Source organism: Sphingomonas naphthae (genome assembly GCF_028607085.1).
Classification (GTDB): domain Bacteria; phylum Pseudomonadota; class Alphaproteobacteria; order Sphingomonadales; family Sphingomonadaceae; genus Sphingomonas_Q; species Sphingomonas_Q naphthae.
This window is the reverse complement of record NZ_CP117411.1, coordinates 3,683,304-3,700,056: the sequence shown is the minus strand read 5'-3', so window position 1 is coordinate 3,700,056 and position 16,753 is coordinate 3,683,304. Positions and strand designations below refer to the sequence as shown.

Genomic DNA, 16,753 nt, shown 5'->3' with positions numbered 1-16,753 from the left:
AGAGGGGACGGCATGGGCGACGCCGCGCACGGGCAATCGACGACGGGCTGGGCCGCGCTCCAGCCGCTGCGCGACAAGACCTTCCGCAGCATCTGGTCGGCCAGCGTCCTGTCGAACTTCGGCCAGCTCGTGCTGGGCGTCGCGGCGGCGTGGGAGATGACGCGGCTCGCCTCGCCCGAGATGGTGGCGCTGGTGCAGACCGCCTTGATGCTGCCGCTGATGCTGGTCGCGGTGCCCGCCGGCGCCATCGCCGACATGTTCGATCGCCGCAAGATCGCCATGGCCGGCCTCGCCTTCTCCACCCTGGCCGCCGCGACGCTGACCGTGCTGGCGACGCTCGGCCTCGCCGGCCCATGGGTGCTGCTCGCCTTCTGCTTCCTGATCGGTGGCGGCGTGGCGCTCTACAGCCCGGCCTGGCAGAGTTCGATCAGCGAGCAGGTGCCGGCCGCCCATCTGCCGGCGGCGGTCTCGCTGGGCGCGGTCAGCTACAATATCGCGCGCAGTTTCGGCCCGGCGGTGGGCGGCGCGGTCGTGCTCGCCTTCGGGGCGAAGGCCGCCTTCGCCACCAATGCGCTGATGTACCTGCCGCTGCTGGGCGCCTTCTATTTATGGCGGCGTCAGCACGCGACTCCACGCCTGCCGCCCGAGCGGCTTCACCGGGCGATCGTCTCCGGCCTGCGCTACGCCCTCCATGCCCCTTCGGTGAGGGTGGTGATGGTGCGCGCCGCCGCCTTCGGCACGATGAGCGCCGGCATCGCCGCATTGACCCCGCTCGTCGCGCGCGATCTGCTCCACGGCAATGCCGGCACCTACGGCCTTCTGCTGGGCGCGACCGGGATCGGCTCGGTCGGCGGCGCGCTGATGGTGAGCGACGTGCGCGAGCGGCTTTCGCCCGAGGCCGCCGTCCGTATCGCCATGGCGGTGATGGGGGCGATGGCGGTGGTCGCGGGGCTCAGCCATCATCTGCTGCTCACCGCCGCCGCGCTCGCCATCGCCGGCGCGGCGAGCATGCTGACCATCTCGATGCTCAACGTCTCGGTGCAGCTCTCCGTACCACGCTGGGTCGCGGCGCGCTCGCTCGCCTGGTATCAATCCTCGCTGACCGGCGGCATCGCCTTCGGATCTTGGGCCTGGGGCGCCGTCACCGCCGACCACGGCGTCGGCATCGCCCTGATGGGCTCCGGCGTCGGCATGCTCCTGCTGCCGCTGCTGGGCCTCGTCATCCCCATCGCCAAGCCGATGGGCGACGACACCGGCATCGTCGAGATCAGCCACGAGCCCGAGGTGGCGCTGGCGATCACCGCCCGCAGCGGCCCGGTGATCGTCGAGATCGACTATCGCGTCGATCCGGACGAAGCACGCATCTTCTATGATGCGATGTTGGGCCTACAGGGGGTACGGCTGCGCAACGGTGCGTTCGACTGGTCGATCGCCCGCGACATCGCCGATGCGGCGCTATGGACCGAGCGATTTCATTTCCCCACGTGGCAGGATTATCTCCGCCAGCGCACCCGCTTCACCCATGCCGATCGCACGATCCAGGCGGTAGCCGATCGCTACAACAGCCTGACTGGGCCGGGCCGCGTCCGCCGCCGTCTCGAGCGCCCGCTGGGGTCGGTGCGCTGGCGGGCCGAGACGCCAGATCCACGCAACGATACCGCGATCGGCCTCATCTCCCCCTGAAAGTCAGATGCGGGCGTGGCCCGCCATCGCCGCCATCGTGCGCAGCAATTGCGGCGCCGTCTCCGCCACGCTGAAGCGATCGATGAACAGATGCCGCGCCGCCGCGCGCATCTCCGCGCGCTTGGCCTCGTCCAGTGCAAACCAGCGCCGCAACACGCGGGCAACCCCGCCGACATCGTCACTCGTGATGAAACCCGCGCCGGCCTCGTCGATCTCGCGCCAGATATTGACCTGATCGGTGATGAGCACCGGCGTGGCGCAGGCCAGCGCCTCCGCCACGGCGATGCCGAAATTCTCCTGATGCGAGGGCAGGATGAAGGCTTCGGCCGCGCGCATCGCCGCCCATTTCGCCTGGTCGTAGAGCGGACCCGGCCACAGGATGCGATGCGCGACACCCGCCGCCGCCGCCCGCGCCTCCAGCGCGGGCCGCCAGTTGGTCGCGTCCGGCCCGGCGACCACCAGCTTCAGTTCGGGTCGCATCCCGGCGACCCTGGCGAAACCCGCGATCAGATCGTCGCAGCCCTTCTTGGGATGGATGCGGCTGAGGAACAGCAGGAAGGGCGAGCCGTCGAGACCCGACACGGCCTCCTCCAGCGCCGCGCCGTCGGTCGGGTCGGCGGCCGGCGGCTCGGCCGTGCCGAAGCCTACCACCGTCTCGCGATAACGATGCCCGAAGAAGGAGGTGCGGGCGAGGCGGCGTTCCTCCTCGCAAGTGAAGAATACGCTCGACGCGCCCTCCAGCAGCCGTCCCTCGGCACCCAGCCACAGCGCCTGCTTGGCGACATGCTTGAGCGGATATTGCCGCCGGAAATAGGGGTCCATCATGCCGTGGGTGAAGACGAAATAGGGCACGCCCGATCCCGGCAGCACGCGCGAGGCGGCGAAGACCGAATAATTCCACAGGCCATGCACCACCACCGCATCGAAGCGATGGATGTTGGCGCGCAGCCACGGCACGTAATCGGGCGAATAGCGCAACCGATCGAACGGATGGCGCCAGCCCGTCACCTTTTTGGCGCCGGGGCGGCCGAGCGCGTGGATCGGGATCGGGAAGTCGGCGAGGAAGGGCGCGTCGGGCCGGTCGAGCGTCACCAGTTCGCGCAACGGCGCGTCGGGTGCCCCCGCGCCGGTCGCTTCCTCCTGCCGGCGGATCGCCTCGATCGGGCCGCCATCGGCCGGATCGGCGGATGCAATTATGTGCAAAATGCTCAATTTGCGCTCCACCCGCTCTCTGTCTCGCGGAGCGAGGGCAGACATGGAATGCAGGTGCGAGGCACGATGTTCCCGGATGAGCCAGTGCCTTGGATGCAGGCGCAGAGCCGCCGCACGGTCAACCGCCGGGCGAATGATTTGCTCCATTATGGATGGGATTGGGTGCAAAATCGGGGGATAAGTCGCCTCCGACCCCATGATGGCCGCCCCACTGGTCCGCATGTCGCCCCGTCCCCTTCTCTGCGAAGACGCCACGCGACGTGCGGGGCCACAGCCGGGCCGTCACATATTATGCAATAAATGCGGAATGGTTAACCGGCTGCGATCAGCCCCGCATCAGTCGCGCCGCATGCGCCGCATGATAGGTCAGCACGCCCGAACAGCCGGCGCGGCGGAAGGCCATCAGCGTCTCCAGCACCAGCGCGTCGCGATCGCCCGCGCCCGCCGCGACCGCCGCCTCGATCATCGCATATTCGCCCGACACCTGATAGGCGAACACCGGCACCTCGAACCGCGCCTTCACGCGGGCGACGATGTCGAGATAGGGCAGCCCAGGCTTCACCATCACGCTGTCCGCGCCCTCAGCCAGATCGAGCGCCACCTCGCGCAGCGCTTCCTCGGCATTGGCCGGGTCCATCTGGTAACCGCGCTTGTCGCCCTTGAGCAGCCCACGCGAGCCCACCGCGTCGCGGAACGGGCCGTAGAAGGCCGAGGCATATTTGGCGGCATAGGCCATGATCTGGACATGGCCGAGCCCCTCGCCCTCCAGCGCCGCGCGGATCGCGCCGACCCGCCCGTCCATCATGTCCGACGGCGCCACGATATCCGCCCCCGCCCGCGCCTGCACCAGCGCCTGCTCGACCAGCAGTTCGCTCGTCTCGTCGTTGAGGACGTAACCGGCCGCGTCCACCAGCCCGTCGTGCCCGTGCGCCGTATAAGGGTCGAGCGCCACGTCGGTGAGGATCCCCACGCCCGGCGCCGCATCCTTGATCGCCCGGATCGCGCGGCACATCAGATTGTTGGGATTGAGCGCTTCCTCACCCCGCTCGGTCCGCAGTTCGCGCGGCGTGTTGGGGAACAGCGCGATGCACGGGATGCCGAGCGCCTCGGCTTCCTTCGCGCGCGCGCCCACCCGGTCGATCGACCAGCGCGACACGCCGGGCAGGGTCGCGATCGGCTCCTCCACGTCGCGCCCCTCGGTCACGAACAGGGGCCAGATGAGGTTCGCGGGCGACAGATGTGTCTCGGCGACCATCGCCCGGCTCCAGGCGGTGCGGCGGGTACGGCGGAGGCGGAGGGCGGGGAAGCTGGCGGTCATGCCTGCCGCCCTACGCCCCCGCCCCCGATTTTGTCGAGCATGCGGGACCAAAGCGCGATTGTTGCGTTACCGTCACCATGTCCGATCTGCCCCGCTCCGCCGTCCTGATCGTCAACGCCAAGGCGCGGCGCGGGCAGAAGCTGTTCCGCGAGGCGTGCACCAAGCTGAAGGCGGCGGGCATCGACCTGATCGCCACCCACGCGTTGACCGATCCCGACCAGCTGGTGCCCACCGTCAAGCAGGCCGTGGCGGACGGCGCGCCGATGGTGATCGTCGGCGGCGGCGACGGATCGCTTTCCTCCTCGGTCGATTATCTGGTCGGCACCGATTGCGTCTTCGCGCTGCTGCCGTTCGGCACCGCCAACAGCTTCGCCCGATCTTTGTGCATCCCGCTCGACATCGATGGCGCGATCGACGTGATCGCGACCGGCCAGCGCCGCCGCATCGATCTCGGCATGATCGACGGCGATTATTACGCCAATTGCGCCGCGATCGGCATCTCGCCGCTCATCGCGCAGACGGTGCCGCACAATCTGAAGAAGGTCGCCGGGCGGCCCGGCTATCTCACCTGGGCGGCGATCCAGTCCTTCCGCTTCAAGCCCTTCCACCTGATCGTTGACGACGGCCATACCCGCAGCGAGACCGAGGCGCTCGAGGTGCGAATCGCCAACGGCGCCTATCATGGCGGCACCGAACTGGTCGACGCGCAGGTCGACAGCGGCGAGATCGTGGTGCAGGTCGTCGTCGGCAAGGTGAAGCGCCGCCTGGCGTGGAGCTGGCTGCTCGCGATCCTGCGCCACCGCAGCATGAAGGACACGGTCGTCGAATATCGCGGCCGGGAAATGCGGATCGAGACCATCCCGCCGCTCCCCATCTCGATCGACGGCGAGGTGACCGTCAACACGCCGGTGACGGCCAAGGTGGCGCGCGGCGTGATCGAGGTCGCGGCGCCACGGGATGAGCAGGAGGATTGTCCGGTCTGATACTACCGCCGGCTCCTCATCAGCGGCTGGATCCGCGTCCCGAAATTCTCCACCCCTTCGACGAAATCGTCGAAGGTGAGCAGCACGCCGCCGGTGTTCGGCACCTCGGCCATTTCGTCCAGCATCCGCGCGACGCTTTCGTAGCTGCCCACCAATGTGCCCATATTGATGTTCACCGCCCCTTCGGGTGCGGCCAACTGGCGGACATTGGTGTCGGTGTTGACCTTGTCCTTGGCGCCCTGTTCGGCGAGCCACGATATGGCGTCGATATCGACCCCGTCGTTATAGCTCTTCCACTTGGCCATGGCCTCCTCGTCGGTCTCGGCGGCGATCACCATGATGAGGACGAAGACCGACACATCGCGGCCCGTCACCGCCGTCGCCTTGGCCAGCCGGTCGTTGTTGAAGGCGAAGGCGGTCGGCGTGTTGACGCCCTTGCCGAGGCAGAAGGCATAATCCGCCCATTTGGCCGAGAAAGCGAGGCCCTCGTCCGACGAGCCCGCGCAGATGATCTTCATGTCCGCTGTGGGCTTCGGCCACACGCGGCAATCGTCCATCTGGTAATATTGCCCCTTGAAGTCCGACGTGCCGGTTTCCCACAGCTCGCGCAGGATGTGGGCATATTCGTCGAGCACCTTGTAGCGGCTGCGGAAATGCTCGTCGCCCGGCCACAGGCCCATCTGGGTATATTCGGGCGGCTGCCAGCCGGTGATGAGGTTGAGCCCGAAGCGGCCGTGGCTGATCGAATCGATCGTGTTGCACATCCGCGCGGCGAAGGCCGGCGGGATGACGAGCGTCGGGCAGGTGGCGAAGATCTTGATCTTCTCCGTCACCGCCGCCAGCCCGGCCATCAGGGTGAAGCTCTCCAGCCCATATTCCCAGAATTCGGTCTTCCCGCCGAAGCCGCGCAGCTTGATCATCGAGAGCAGGAAATCGAGGCCGTGCTTTTCGGCGCGGATCGCGATCTCCTTGTTCAGGTCGAAGCTCGGCTTGTACTGCGGCGCATTCTCCGAGATCAGCCAGCCATTGTTGTTGATGGGCACGAAAACGCCGACCTGCATGGTTCAGGACACTCCCTTGAAACGTTGTCTGCGCGGGGCGGCGATGCGGAGGAAATCCAGCACCAGCCGGTCGAAATGCGCGGGATGGGTGATGTTGCAGGCGTGGCCGCCCCACGGCATCGTCACGAGCTTGCCATGGGGCAGCCCCTCGGCGAGACGGGCCGAGGTGGTGGCCGGGGTCAGCATGTCGTCCGCCGCCGCCACCGCCAGCACGGGGTGGGGAATGTCGCGCAGCCGGGCCGAGCTGTCGAACGCGAGCAGCGCCTGGATGCGCCGGGCGATCGCGGCGGGGGTGGGCATCGCCGCCAGATGGTGCGGCTCCTCCGCCTCGATCTGCGCGCTGTTCTGCGAGATCCAGGTGGCGGGGTAGAGGAAGATCGGCTGGGCGCGCAGGAAGGCGCGCGGGCCACTATCCGCCAGCAGCGCCAGCCGCGTTTCGAAACAGCGCAGCAGATGCGGATCGGGCGTCGCCCAGCCGTTGATGACGACCAGTTTGTCGAGCCGCTCGGGCGCCTTCAGCGCCAGCGCGAGGCCGATGATCCCGCCCAGCGCATGGCCGACGAGATGGACCTTTTCGATGCCGAGCCCGTCGAGCAGGGCAAGGATATCGTCCGCCATCGCCTCGATCGACAACGGATCCTGAAGCACGCGATCCGACCGGCCGGTGCCGCGCTGATCGTAGGTGAGGGTGCGATAATCGCGGGCGAAGGCGGGCAGGTTGGGCGCCCAATAGCCGCCCGATCCGCCGAGCCCGGAGGAGAACAGCACCACCGGGCCGTCCTCCCGCCCGCCAAGTTCGTAGTGCAGCCCGGCGATCATGCGCGGATGGCCCGCTTCGTCATTGCGAGGGTAGCGAAGCAATCCAGCCTCGCCTCAAGCAACCAGCGTCGCGACTGGATCGCCACGCTACGCTCGCGATGACGACTAAAAGGCCGGACCCGCGCCATCCTCACAGATGCGCGACGCTGGCCATCTCGACGAGGCAGTCGGGCTTCACCAGCTCTGTCTTGATGCAATAGCGCGCGGGCTTGGCGCCCGGAAAATACTCCGCATAGACCGCGTTGAACGCGGCATAATCGGCCAGATCCTTCAGGAAGATGTGGTTCATCGCCACATCCGCCATCGTCGCCCCGGCCGCCTCCAAGGTGGTCTTGATGACCTCCAGCACGGCCCGCGTCTGCGCCGCCGCATCGCCGACATGCAGCACTACCCCGCCCTCGCCCAGCGCCAGCACGCCCGAGACATAGACGACATTCCCCGCCTTCGCCCCGGCCGAGTATGGCGCGATCGGGGTGGGGAATTGCGGCGGGTTGATCGGCTCGAAGGGCATGGATGGTCCTCGGATGGGTCTGTGATTTCAGGATGTGCGGCGCTTCGATTGCTGCCGCAAGCGGGCCTCCTCGGCGGGCACCTCACGGGTCAGATGGGCGAGAAGGCTGGGGATGGTGGGGCCATGGATGTCCTCGACCAGCCATTCCTTGCCGCCCCACGACAGATCGAGGCGGAACCGTCGGATCCCGCCGTTACGCAGAGACACGACGACGGTAGCCCGGTTCCGGGCGGGCGCCGTGGCGCGTAGGGTCGTCACGCGATAATCCGCCGCCATGTCCTGACAGTCGCACAGTGGCATGGCGTCGAGCGCCCCCACATCGCCCGACGTCTCGGAATAGGCCGCATCGCGCGCCATCAGCGCACGCAAAGGCGGTGCGTAAGGCGTCATGTCACGCCCGGCCGCCGGCAAAATCGTATAGAGATGGGCGACGAACGCGCAGGCGCCAGGCAACGTGTTATCCACCGCCTCGGCCGGCCCGGCAACGACCAGCGCCGCCCCGATAGCGACGAGACGAACAGCCGATCCGCTCATTCGGGCATCTGGCCGATGGCGCCGCAGAAATCGTTCACCGTGGCGACCCAGCCGAAGAATTTCTCGACATTGTAGACGGTCGCCTCCTGCATCGCGGGCGGGCCGAGGTGGTGGGTCGCATCCTCCAGCATGATGCCGAAATATTCGAGGTGGAAGCCGTCGCGCAGCGTCGATTCGACGCAGACGTTGGTGGCGATGCCGACGAACACGATCATCCTGATACCGCGCGCGCGCAGCACGCTATCGAGCTGGCTGTTGAAGAAGGCCGAATAGCGCGTCTTGTGGAGGCGGATGTCGCCGGGCTGCGGCGCCAGCGCATCGACCAGCTCATAATCCCAGCCGCCGCGCGCCAGCAGCTGCCCCTTCAGCTCGGGCCGGGCGCGCATCGTCTTGAGCGCATTGGACTTGTGCCAATTCGGGCTACCGGGGCCGCCCGCCTCGACATAGTCGGCGTCCCAGCCGTTTTGCAGGTAGATGACCGGCATCCCCGCGCCGCGCGCGGTTTCCAGCACCTTGGTGATCGCCCCGATCGTGCCGCGCGCGCCGGAAATGTCGAAGCCCGCCAGATCGACGTATCCGCCCTCGCTGGCATAGGCGTTCTGCATGTCGATCACGACGATCGCGGTGTCGTCCGCCGAGACGCGGATCGGCTCGGGCCGGGCGGGCAGCACGACGCTGCGGGTCGCGGCCTGCCCCGGCCGCTCGACGATCACGGGAGATGCTTCGGCCATGTTCGCGCCCCATCCCTAAAAGGCGAGGGTGGCGAGGCGGCGCGCGGCTGTCAATGTCGGGTGCGGCGGCGCGCCAGGCTGCCGCGTCGCCCCGGCGCAGGCCGGGGCCTCGGGAGGCTGGTAGCGCGCTAACAGAAATGCGACGGTCGCGCCTCGGTGAGCCCGATGCGCGCACCGCCGGAGGCCCCGGCCTGCGCCGGGGCGACGGCCAAGGTTCGGGGCGGCGTCAGCCGCCCCGCGCGATCAGCACTTGCCCTTGCCGTGCTCGCCCTTCACCCAGCGCACCGTGCCCGACGAGGCGCGCATCACGACGCTCTCGGTTGTCATGCAGCCGCCCTTGAGGCGCTTCACGCCTTCCAGCAGCGACCCGTCGGTCACGCCGGTCGCGGCGAAGATCGCGTCGCCGGGGACGAGATCGTCGAGATTGTAGATCCGGTCGAGATCGGTGACGCCCCACTTGGCGGCGCGGCTCTTCTCGTCGTCGTTACGGAAGAGGAGCCGGCCCTGGAACTGGCCGCCGACGCACTTGAGCGCGGCCGCCGCCAGCACGCCTTCCGGCGCCCCGCCCGATCCCATGTAGATGTCGATCGTCGTGTCGGGGTTGGTGACCGCGATCACGCCCGCCACGTCGCCGTCCGGGATCAGCACGATGCCGCAGCCGGTGGCGCGCAGTTCGGCGATCATCTTCTCGTGGCGCGGGCGATCGAGCACGCAGGCCATGATCTCGTCGGGCTTCACGCCCTTGGCGGCGGCCAGCGCCTTGACGTTCTCGCTGGGGCTCTTGTCGAGGCTGACGAGGCCGGCCTCGTAGCCCGGCCCGATCGCGAGCTTGTCCATATAGACGTCGGGCGCGTTGAGCAGCCCGCCCTCCTCGGCGATCGCCAGCACGGCGAGCGCGTTGGGGAAGGCCTTGGCGGTGAGGGTGGTGCCTTCCAGCGGATCGAGCGCGATGTCGATCTTGGGGCTGCCGGGGCTCGCCTTGCCGACCTTTTCGCCGATGTAGAGCATCGGCGCCTCGTCGCGCTCGCCCTCGCCGATCACGACGGTGCCGTCGAAGTCCAGCTCGTTGAAGGCGGCGCGCATGGCTTCCACCGCGACATGATCGGCGGCCTTCTCGTCGCCACGGCCGACAAGGGTGGAGGCGGCGATGGCGGCGGCCTCGGTCACGCGGACCATTTCGAGCACGAGTACCCGATCGAGCGCCTTCGAAGCCTGCACCATATCGCCGCCATCCTTAGTCTGTTCGTGAGCGTCACCGGCGATAGGTCGCCAAGGTGACATTGTCGAGAATGGATCGCCGCCGAAAGGGTGGGAACGCGGGATTTGGAGGACGGCCGTTCCCCTTATCCGTTCGCCCTGAGTAGGGACTGAGCTTGTCGAAGCGGCTACTCAGCACGAACGGTGCGCTTGTTGCCCCGCCGCCTGAGCGCGATGCCATAGATCACCACCGCCAGCGCGGCGAAGATGAACCATTGCACGGCATAGGCGCGATGGTTGTTGGGGATATCCGCCACCGAGGGGCGGCCGCTGGGTTCCAGCCCCGGCGCGGCCTGGTCGGCGATGAGCATCAGGCCGGGTTCGGCTTTCTCGCCGGTGAAGGACGCGATCAGGCTGCGGTGATCGGGCTTGCTGGCGATCGATCCGGTGATGCGGCCCCCGCCCCACGCCGGCTTCACGTCGAAGCCCTTCGACCAGCCGAGATCGACCAGCGCGCCCGGCCCCTCGATCCCGGTGCGGCAGCGGGCGAGGTGGCGCCAGCCGGATTGGCCGGCGCGGTTGATGCCCGATTCGATCGTCCAGCCGCTCGCCTCGAGACACATCAGCGAGGAGCGGCGGAACAGGTAGGATTCGTCGCCGACCAGCGGGAAGGTGACCGCCGGGCGCCGGCTGTTCTGCGTGTAGAGGACGAGCAGCGCCTCCTTCCACTCGGCGCGGCGCAGCTGCCACAGGCCGAGCGCGATCATCGCCCCCACCGCCAGCGCGACGATGACGGTGGGCAGCAAGGGCAGGCGGGCGGCGCGGCGCAGGATCATGGCTCGTTCCCCGCGATCCGCCCTTCACGCGCGGCGTTGCGATATTCCAGCGCGAGCAGCCAGCCCTTGGTGACGCGCAGCGATCCGATCGTGGCGACGGTGGCGATCGGCACCCACAGCAGGGCGTGGACCCAGAGCGGCGGGTTCACCGTCAACGCCAGCGCGATCGCGCCGATGCAGACGAGCGTGCCGATGATCGTCGTCAGGAAGGCGGCCGGCCCGTCCCCCACGTTGAAGCCGGAGAAATCCAGCCCGCACGCCGTGCAGCGCGGCGCGAAGGCGAGCAGCCCGTCGTACAGCGTCCTGGCGCCGCAGCGCGGGCAGATGCCCTTGATGCCGCAGGAGGCGGGCGGCGGCTCGACAGCGATGGGCATGGCACGCCTTACTCCGAAACGAGGACGGCCGGCCCGCCCGAAGGCGAACCGGCCGTGAACGCCTTAGCCGAGCGACCCGGAGGCCGCCATGCCGCTTAACCCGCGTGGATCGTCGCGCCCCAGCCGCCCCAGATGTAGATGGAGAGGAAGAGGAAGAGCCACACCACGTCGACGAAATGCCAGTACCAGGCGGCCGCCTCGAAGCCGAAATGGGCCTTCGGGGTGAAATCGCCCTTATAGGCGCGCACCAGGCAGACGATCAGGAAGATCGTGCCGACGATGACGTGGAAGCCGTGGAAGCCGGTCGCCATGAAGAAGGCCGCGCCATAGTTCAGGCCCTTAAACGCGAACGGAGCGTGGGCATATTCATAGGCCTGGATGCAGCTGAACACGAGGCCCAGGATGATCGTGCACCACAGGCCGTTGATGAGGCCCTTGCGATCATTGTGGATCAGCGCGTGGTGCGCCCAGGTCACGGTGGTGCCCGAGCAGAGCAGGATCAGCGTGTTGAGCAGCGGGAAGTGGAAGGGATCGATCACCTCGATCCCCTTGGGCGGCCACACGCCGCCCACCGCCTCGGCCGTCGAGGGGAAGAGCGAGAAATCGAACCACGACCAGAACCAGCCGACGAAGAACATCACTTCGGAGGCGATGAACAGGATCATGCCGTAGCGGAAGTGGAGCTGAACCACCGGCGTATGATCGCCATGCTTGCCTTCGCGGATCACCTGACCCCACCAGCCGGCCATCACGCCGAGGATGGCGAGCACGCCGAGGATCAGCGTCGTCCCGCCGAACGCCATGCTGTGCATGTAGCGGATGCCACCCACGGCCAGCAGCAGCGCGGCGGCCGAGCCGAGGAACGGCCACGGGCTCGGCGGCAGGATATGATAATCGTGGTTCTTCGCACCGGCCATGGTTCGTCCCTGTCCCCTTGTTTGCCGACAGCCTTAGCCCGGTGTTTTTTCCGAATCCACCGGGAAGAATGTGTAGGAAAGCGTGATTTCGCTGATCTGCTTCGCATCAGCGTCGTCGAGCAGCTTCGGATCGACATAATAGATCACCGGCATCCGCACCGTCTCATGCGGGCGCAGCGTCTGTTCGGTGAAGCAGAAGCATTGGATCTTGGTGAAGAACCGCCCCGCCTCGTCGGGCGTGACATTGTAGCTGGCCTGCCCCGTGATCGGATGATCGGTGTTGTTGGTGGCGGTGTAGAAGGCCATCTGGCGCGCGCCGACGGCGACGCGGGCGACCTTCTTCTCGGGCTCGAAGGTCCAGCCGAGGCCGTGGGCGACATTGGCGTCGAAGCGGACGTTGACGATCTTGCCGATCACCTCGCCCGGCGCGTCCGCGCCGGCGGCGGCGCGGATCGTGGTGCCCTCGAAACCGGTCGCCTGGCAGAACATGCGGTAGAGCGGCACGGCGGCGAAGCCCAGCGCCAGCATCGCCACCGCGACCAGCGCCATGACGCCGCTCGTGCGGCGGTTGCGATGCGAGAGGGTCGCCATGGGTGCCGTCCGCCCGCGATCAGAGCATCTTGGCGATCGAGATCGCGTAGAACAGCACGACGAGCCCGCCGAGGATCAGCGCGGTGACGAGCGCGCGGCTGCGCTGGCGGCGGCGGACTTCGGCCTGGTCGAGCGGCGGCAGATCGGTCACGCGAACACCATCCGATCGATCACGAGCGCGCCGAACAGCACGAAGAGGTAGAGGATCGAGAAGCGGAACAGCTGCCGCTCGGGCTTCATCAATTCCTGGATCTGCTCGCGATTGGTGGCGACGCGGGCGGCAAGCAGCAGGAACCAAGCCGAGAGCAGCGCCGCCGTCACGCCATAGATCGCGCCGGTCAGGCCCAGCGGCCACGGCGCGACCGCGCAGAGCGCCAAAGGCACCGAATAGATCAGTACCTGCGTGCGGGTCGCCTTGTTGCCGGCGACGACCGGCAGCATCGGGATGCCGGCGGCGGCATAATCGGTGCGGACGAACAGCGAGAGCGCCCAGAAATGCGGCGGGGTCCACAGGAAGATCAGCGCGAACAGCAGCACGGGCAGCAGCTCGACCCGGCCGGTCGCCGCCGCCCAGCCGAGCAACGGCGGAAAGGCGCCAGCGGCGCCGCCGATCACGATATTCTGCGGCGTGCGCGGCTTCAGCCACATGGTATAGACGATGACGTAGAACAGGATCGAGACGGTGAGGATCGCCGCCGAGAGCAGGTTCACGAACAGCCCCATCGCGATCACCGAGAAAGCGGCGAGGCCGACGCCGAAGTGCAGCGCCGATTCGCGCTCCATCCGGCCGGCCGGCAGCGGGCGGCCGGCGGTGCGCTTCATCTTGGCGTCGATGCCCGCTTCATACCATTGGTTGAGCGCGCCCGAGGCCCCGGCACCGAGCGCGATGCACAGGATGGCGGTGAAGCCGATCACCGGGTTCACATGGCCCGGCGCCGCCAGCAGCCCGCACAGCGCGGTGAAGACCACGAGCGTCATAACCCTCGGCTTGGTCAGCGCCAGAAAGTCGCGCCACTCGGCCGGCAGGCCGGCGGTCACGGGGATCGAAGGGGCGCTCGCCATGGCGGTGTCTCGTCACTCTCGTTCGTTACGCGCGCGGGCCGAAGCGTCGCGGCTGAAACCGAGCCGGGGTCGGATCAGATCGTGCGACCTCATCCGACCCCGGCGATGGTGTTGGTGCCGGCCCGAGGGGGCGGCCGGTCAGTCGATGACCGGCAGCGTCTCGAACTGGTGGTACGGCGGCGGGCTCGACAGCGTCCACTCGAGCGTGGTGGCACCCTCGCCCCAGGGATTGGCTTCGGCCTTCTTGCCGGCGACCAGCGACCAGATCAGGTTGATGAAGAAGATGCCCATGCCGGCAGCCATCACCATATACCCGTAGGTCGCCAGCATGTTGTAATGCTCGAAGGCGTCCGGATAGTCTGGGTAGCGGCGCGGCATGCCCTGGAGACCCAGGAAGTGCATCGGGAAGAACAGCAGGTTCACGCCGACGAAGAACACCCAGAAGTGCAGCTGGCCGAGGAACTCGTTATACTGGCGGCCGAACATCTTGCCGAACCAGTAATAGAAGCCCGCGAACAGCGAGAACACGGCGCCCAGCGACAGCACGTAGTGGAAGTGCGCCACCACGTAATAAGCGTCGTGGAAATAATTATCGATGCCGCCGTTGGCGAGCAGCACGCCGGTGACGCCACCCACGGTGAACATGAAGATGAAGCCGATCGACCACAGCATCGGCGTCTTGAAGGTGAGCGAGCCCCCCCACATCGTCGCGATCCAGGAGAAGATCTTGATGCCCGTCGGCACGGCGATGATCATCGTCGCGGCGGTGAAGTACATCTTGGTGTTCACGCTGAGGCCGGTCGTGAACATGTGGTGCGCCCACACGACGAAGCCGACCACGCCGATCGCGACCATGGCGTAGGCCATGCCGAGATAGCCGAAAACCGGCTTCTTCGAGAAGGTCGAGATGATCTGGCTGACGATGCCGAAGCCCGGCAGGATCATGATGTACACTTCGGGGTGACCGAAGAACCAGAAGAGATGCTGGTACAGGATCGGATCGCCGCCGCCGGCCGCGTCGTAGAAAGCGGTGCCGAAGTTGCGATCGGTGAGCAGCATCGTGATCGCGGCGGCCAGCACCGGGAGGGCGAGCAGCAGCAGGAAGGCGGTGACCAGCACCGACCAGACGAACAGCGGCATCTTGTGCAGGGTCATGCCCGGCGCGCGCATGTTGAGGATGGTGGTGATGAAGTTGATCGCGCCCATGATCGACGAGGCGCCCGCGATGTGGAGCGACAGGATCGCCATGTCCACGGCGGGGCCGGCCGAGCCGCTGGTCGACAGCGGGGCGTAGACCGTCCAGCCCGTGCCGGCGCCCAGACCGGTGCCGCCCGACACGAAGGTCGATCCGAGCAGCAGTACGAAGGCGGGGACGAGCAGCCAGAACGAGATGTTGTTCATCCGCGGGAAGGCCATGTCCGGCGCGCCGATCATGATCGGGACGAACCAGTTGCCGAAGCCGCCGATCATCGCCGGCATCACCATGAAGAAGACCATGATGAGGCCGTGCGCGGTGATGAGCACGTTCCACAGATGATAGGCCGTATCCAGGCCGGGGGCGTCGCCCATGATGCCCGCCCAGCTTTCCAGATACTGGATGCCGGGGTGCATCAGTTCGGCGCGCATCAGGCCCGAAATGCCGCCACCGATGATGCCCGCGATGATCGCGAAGATCAGGTAGAGGGTGCCGATGTCCTTGTGGTTGGTGGACATGAACCAGCGGGCGAAGAAGCCCGGCTTGTGATCGGCATCATGATGATGCCCGTGATCGTCGTGCGCGTGGAAGTGCGCCGCGTCTGCGGTGGTGTCGGTCATGGCTCAGGCGCCCTCGTTGGCGGTCGCGCCCTGCGTCGAGGCGGGCGGCGTGGCGGTGGTGGCGGGAACGGCGGCCGGCGCGGGCGCCGGGGTCGCGGTCGATCCGGCGACGGCGGGCGAGGCCGGGCTGGTCGCATCCGGGTTGGCGACGGGCTTGGCGCCCGGCATCGTGCCACCCTTCGAGGCGACCCAGGCGGCGAACTGCGCCTTGGGCAGCACCTCGACCGCGATCGGCATGAAGCCGTGGCGGGCGCCGCAAAGCTCCGAACACTGGCCGAAATAGACGCCGGGCTTGTCGACCTTGAACCACGTCTCGTTCAGGCGACCCGGAACCGCATCCTCCTTCACCCAGAAAGCGGGGACGGCGAACGAGTGGATCACGTCGTTGGACGTGGTGATGATCTTCACGACCGCGCCGGCGGGAACGACCATGCGCTCGTCCACCGCGAGGAGGCGGGGGCCGTCGGCAGGGGTGCGCTTGTCCTCGCCCAGCATGTTCGAGACGATCTCGAAATCGCCGTTATCCGGATATTGGTAGGTCCAATACCATTGGTTGCCGATCGCCTTGATGGTGATGTCGGCCTTGGGCGGCGAATATTGGCGGGCGAGCAGCTGGATCGAGGGCAGCGCGATGCCGAGCAGGATCAGGACGGGGAAGAGCGTCCAGATCACCTCGATCATCGTGTTGTGACTGGTCTTCGACGGCACCGGATTGGCGCTCGCGCGGAAGCGGATCGCCACATAGCCGAGCAGGACCAGCACGAGGATGCACATGGCGGTCATCACCGGCATGAGGATCCAATTGTGCATCCACAGGGCCTCCTGGCCCAGTTCCGTCACCTGCGGCTGGATGTGGATCTGGTCGGTCGGCATGCCGATGCCGGGCTCAGGCGCCAGCTTCGGGAAGGCGGCCGGCGCCGGAGTCGGCGCGGCCGGCGATGCCGGGCCGACGCCATCCGCGGCGCCGCTCTGCACGACCGGGGCGGGCACCGCCGCCAGTCCGGGCGCGGGCGTGGCCGCGAGCCCCATCAGGCCCAGGCCGAGGCCCACGAAAATCGTCTTCAACCGTCCCATCTTACCCCCAAGGAGATCCGGCGTACGTCACCGTG

18 protein-coding genes are annotated in these 16,753 nt (G+C 67.5%); 2 read left to right on the top strand and 16 right to left on the bottom strand.

Going from position 1 to position 16,753, the window contains the following annotated elements:
• Positions 1–12: 12 nt before the first annotated feature.
• On the top strand, positions 13–1,683 hold the full coding sequence (locus PQ455_RS17880; protein WP_273687676.1) for an MFS transporter: 1,671 nt from the start codon (positions 13–15) through the stop codon (positions 1,681–1,683).
• A gap of 3 nt (positions 1,684–1,686) precedes the next feature.
• Here PQ455_RS17880 and PQ455_RS17875 read toward each other — a convergent pair whose 3' ends face one another.
• Both PQ455_RS17875 and hemB read right to left on the bottom strand, forming a co-directional pair.
• On the bottom strand, positions 1,687–2,895 hold the full coding sequence (locus tag PQ455_RS17875) for a glycosyltransferase (RefSeq protein ID WP_273687674.1): 1,209 nt from the start codon (positions 2,893–2,895) through the stop codon (positions 1,687–1,689).
• A gap of 325 nt (positions 2,896–3,220) precedes the next feature.
• Positions 3,221–4,213, bottom strand: coding sequence for a porphobilinogen synthase (gene hemB / locus PQ455_RS17870; protein ID WP_273687672.1), 993 nt, complete (start codon positions 4,211–4,213; stop codon positions 3,221–3,223).
• 77 nt (positions 4,214–4,290) lie between these two features.
• Here hemB and PQ455_RS17865 point away from each other — a divergent pair, with 77 nt between their 5' ends.
• Positions 4,291–5,196, top strand: a complete 906-nt coding sequence (locus PQ455_RS17865) for a diacylglycerol/lipid kinase family protein (RefSeq protein ID WP_273687670.1) — start codon at positions 4,291–4,293, stop codon at positions 5,194–5,196.
• Between the two features lie 2 nt (positions 5,197–5,198).
• Here PQ455_RS17865 and rutA read toward each other — a convergent pair whose 3' ends face one another.
• The 14 genes from rutA to coxB form a co-directional block, all read right to left on the bottom strand.
• Positions 5,199–6,257 carry a pyrimidine utilization protein A gene (gene rutA, locus PQ455_RS17860; protein ID WP_273687669.1) on the bottom strand — a complete coding sequence of 353 codons (1,059 nt, stop codon included), beginning with the start codon at positions 6,255–6,257 and terminating at the stop codon, positions 5,199–5,201.
• Between the two features lie 3 nt (positions 6,258–6,260).
• Positions 6,261–7,118, bottom strand: a complete 858-nt coding sequence (gene rutD / locus PQ455_RS17855) for a pyrimidine utilization protein D (protein ID WP_273687667.1) — start codon at positions 7,116–7,118, stop codon at positions 6,261–6,263.
• Between the two features lie 88 nt (positions 7,119–7,206).
• Complete coding sequence (gene rutC / locus PQ455_RS17850; RefSeq protein ID WP_273687665.1) at positions 7,207–7,587, bottom strand: pyrimidine utilization protein C; 381 nt, start codon at positions 7,585–7,587, stop codon at positions 7,207–7,209.
• Between the two features lie 27 nt (positions 7,588–7,614).
• Positions 7,615–8,121 (bottom strand): hypothetical protein, encoded by a 507-nt coding sequence (locus tag PQ455_RS17845; protein ID WP_273687660.1) that lies wholly within the window; start codon positions 8,119–8,121, stop codon positions 7,615–7,617.
• Positions 8,118–8,852 carry a pyrimidine utilization protein B gene (gene rutB / locus PQ455_RS17840; protein WP_273687659.1) on the bottom strand — a complete coding sequence of 245 codons (735 nt, stop codon included), beginning with the start codon at positions 8,850–8,852 and terminating at the stop codon, positions 8,118–8,120. Before rutB ends, PQ455_RS17845 begins: the two co-directional genes overlap by 4 nt.
• Positions 8,853–9,095: 243 nt before the next feature.
• Positions 9,096–10,073 (bottom strand): class II fructose-bisphosphatase, encoded by a 978-nt coding sequence (gene glpX, locus PQ455_RS17835; RefSeq protein WP_273687657.1) that lies wholly within the window; start codon positions 10,071–10,073, stop codon positions 9,096–9,098.
• A 164-nt stretch (positions 10,074–10,237) separates the two neighbouring features.
• Entirely contained in the window at positions 10,238–10,885 is a 648-nt protein-coding gene (locus tag PQ455_RS17830) for an SURF1 family protein (protein ID WP_273687656.1), read from the bottom strand.
• On the bottom strand, positions 10,882–11,259 hold the full coding sequence (locus PQ455_RS17825) for a DUF983 domain-containing protein (RefSeq protein ID WP_273687655.1): 378 nt from the start codon (positions 11,257–11,259) through the stop codon (positions 10,882–10,884). The genes PQ455_RS17830 and PQ455_RS17825 overlap by 4 nt, the downstream gene beginning before the upstream one ends.
• 95 nt (positions 11,260–11,354) lie before the next feature.
• Positions 11,355–12,176, bottom strand: coding sequence for a cytochrome c oxidase subunit 3 (locus PQ455_RS17820; protein WP_273687653.1), 822 nt, complete (start codon positions 12,174–12,176; stop codon positions 11,355–11,357).
• Between the two features lie 33 nt (positions 12,177–12,209).
• On the bottom strand, positions 12,210–12,767 hold the full coding sequence (locus tag PQ455_RS17815; protein WP_273687651.1) for a cytochrome c oxidase assembly protein: 558 nt from the start codon (positions 12,765–12,767) through the stop codon (positions 12,210–12,212).
• A 19-nt stretch (positions 12,768–12,786) separates the two neighbouring features.
• Positions 12,787–12,918: a hypothetical protein gene (locus PQ455_RS17810; protein WP_273691478.1), complete on the bottom strand. Its 132-nt coding sequence runs from the start codon at positions 12,916–12,918 to the stop codon at positions 12,787–12,789.
• The gene (locus PQ455_RS17805) at positions 12,915–13,829 is read right to left on the bottom strand and encodes a heme o synthase (RefSeq protein ID WP_273687650.1); all 915 of its coding nucleotides are present in this window, start codon (positions 13,827–13,829) and stop codon (positions 12,915–12,917) included. The genes PQ455_RS17810 and PQ455_RS17805 overlap by 4 nt, the downstream gene beginning before the upstream one ends.
• A 138-nt stretch (positions 13,830–13,967) precedes the next feature.
• Entirely contained in the window at positions 13,968–15,644 is a 1,677-nt protein-coding gene (gene ctaD, locus PQ455_RS17800) for a cytochrome c oxidase subunit I (protein ID WP_273687648.1), read from the bottom strand.
• Between the two features lie 3 nt (positions 15,645–15,647).
• Positions 15,648–16,718, bottom strand: a complete 1,071-nt coding sequence (coxB, locus tag PQ455_RS17795; protein ID WP_273687647.1) for a cytochrome c oxidase subunit II — start codon at positions 16,716–16,718, stop codon at positions 15,648–15,650.
• Positions 16,719–16,753 lie beyond the last annotated feature (35 nt).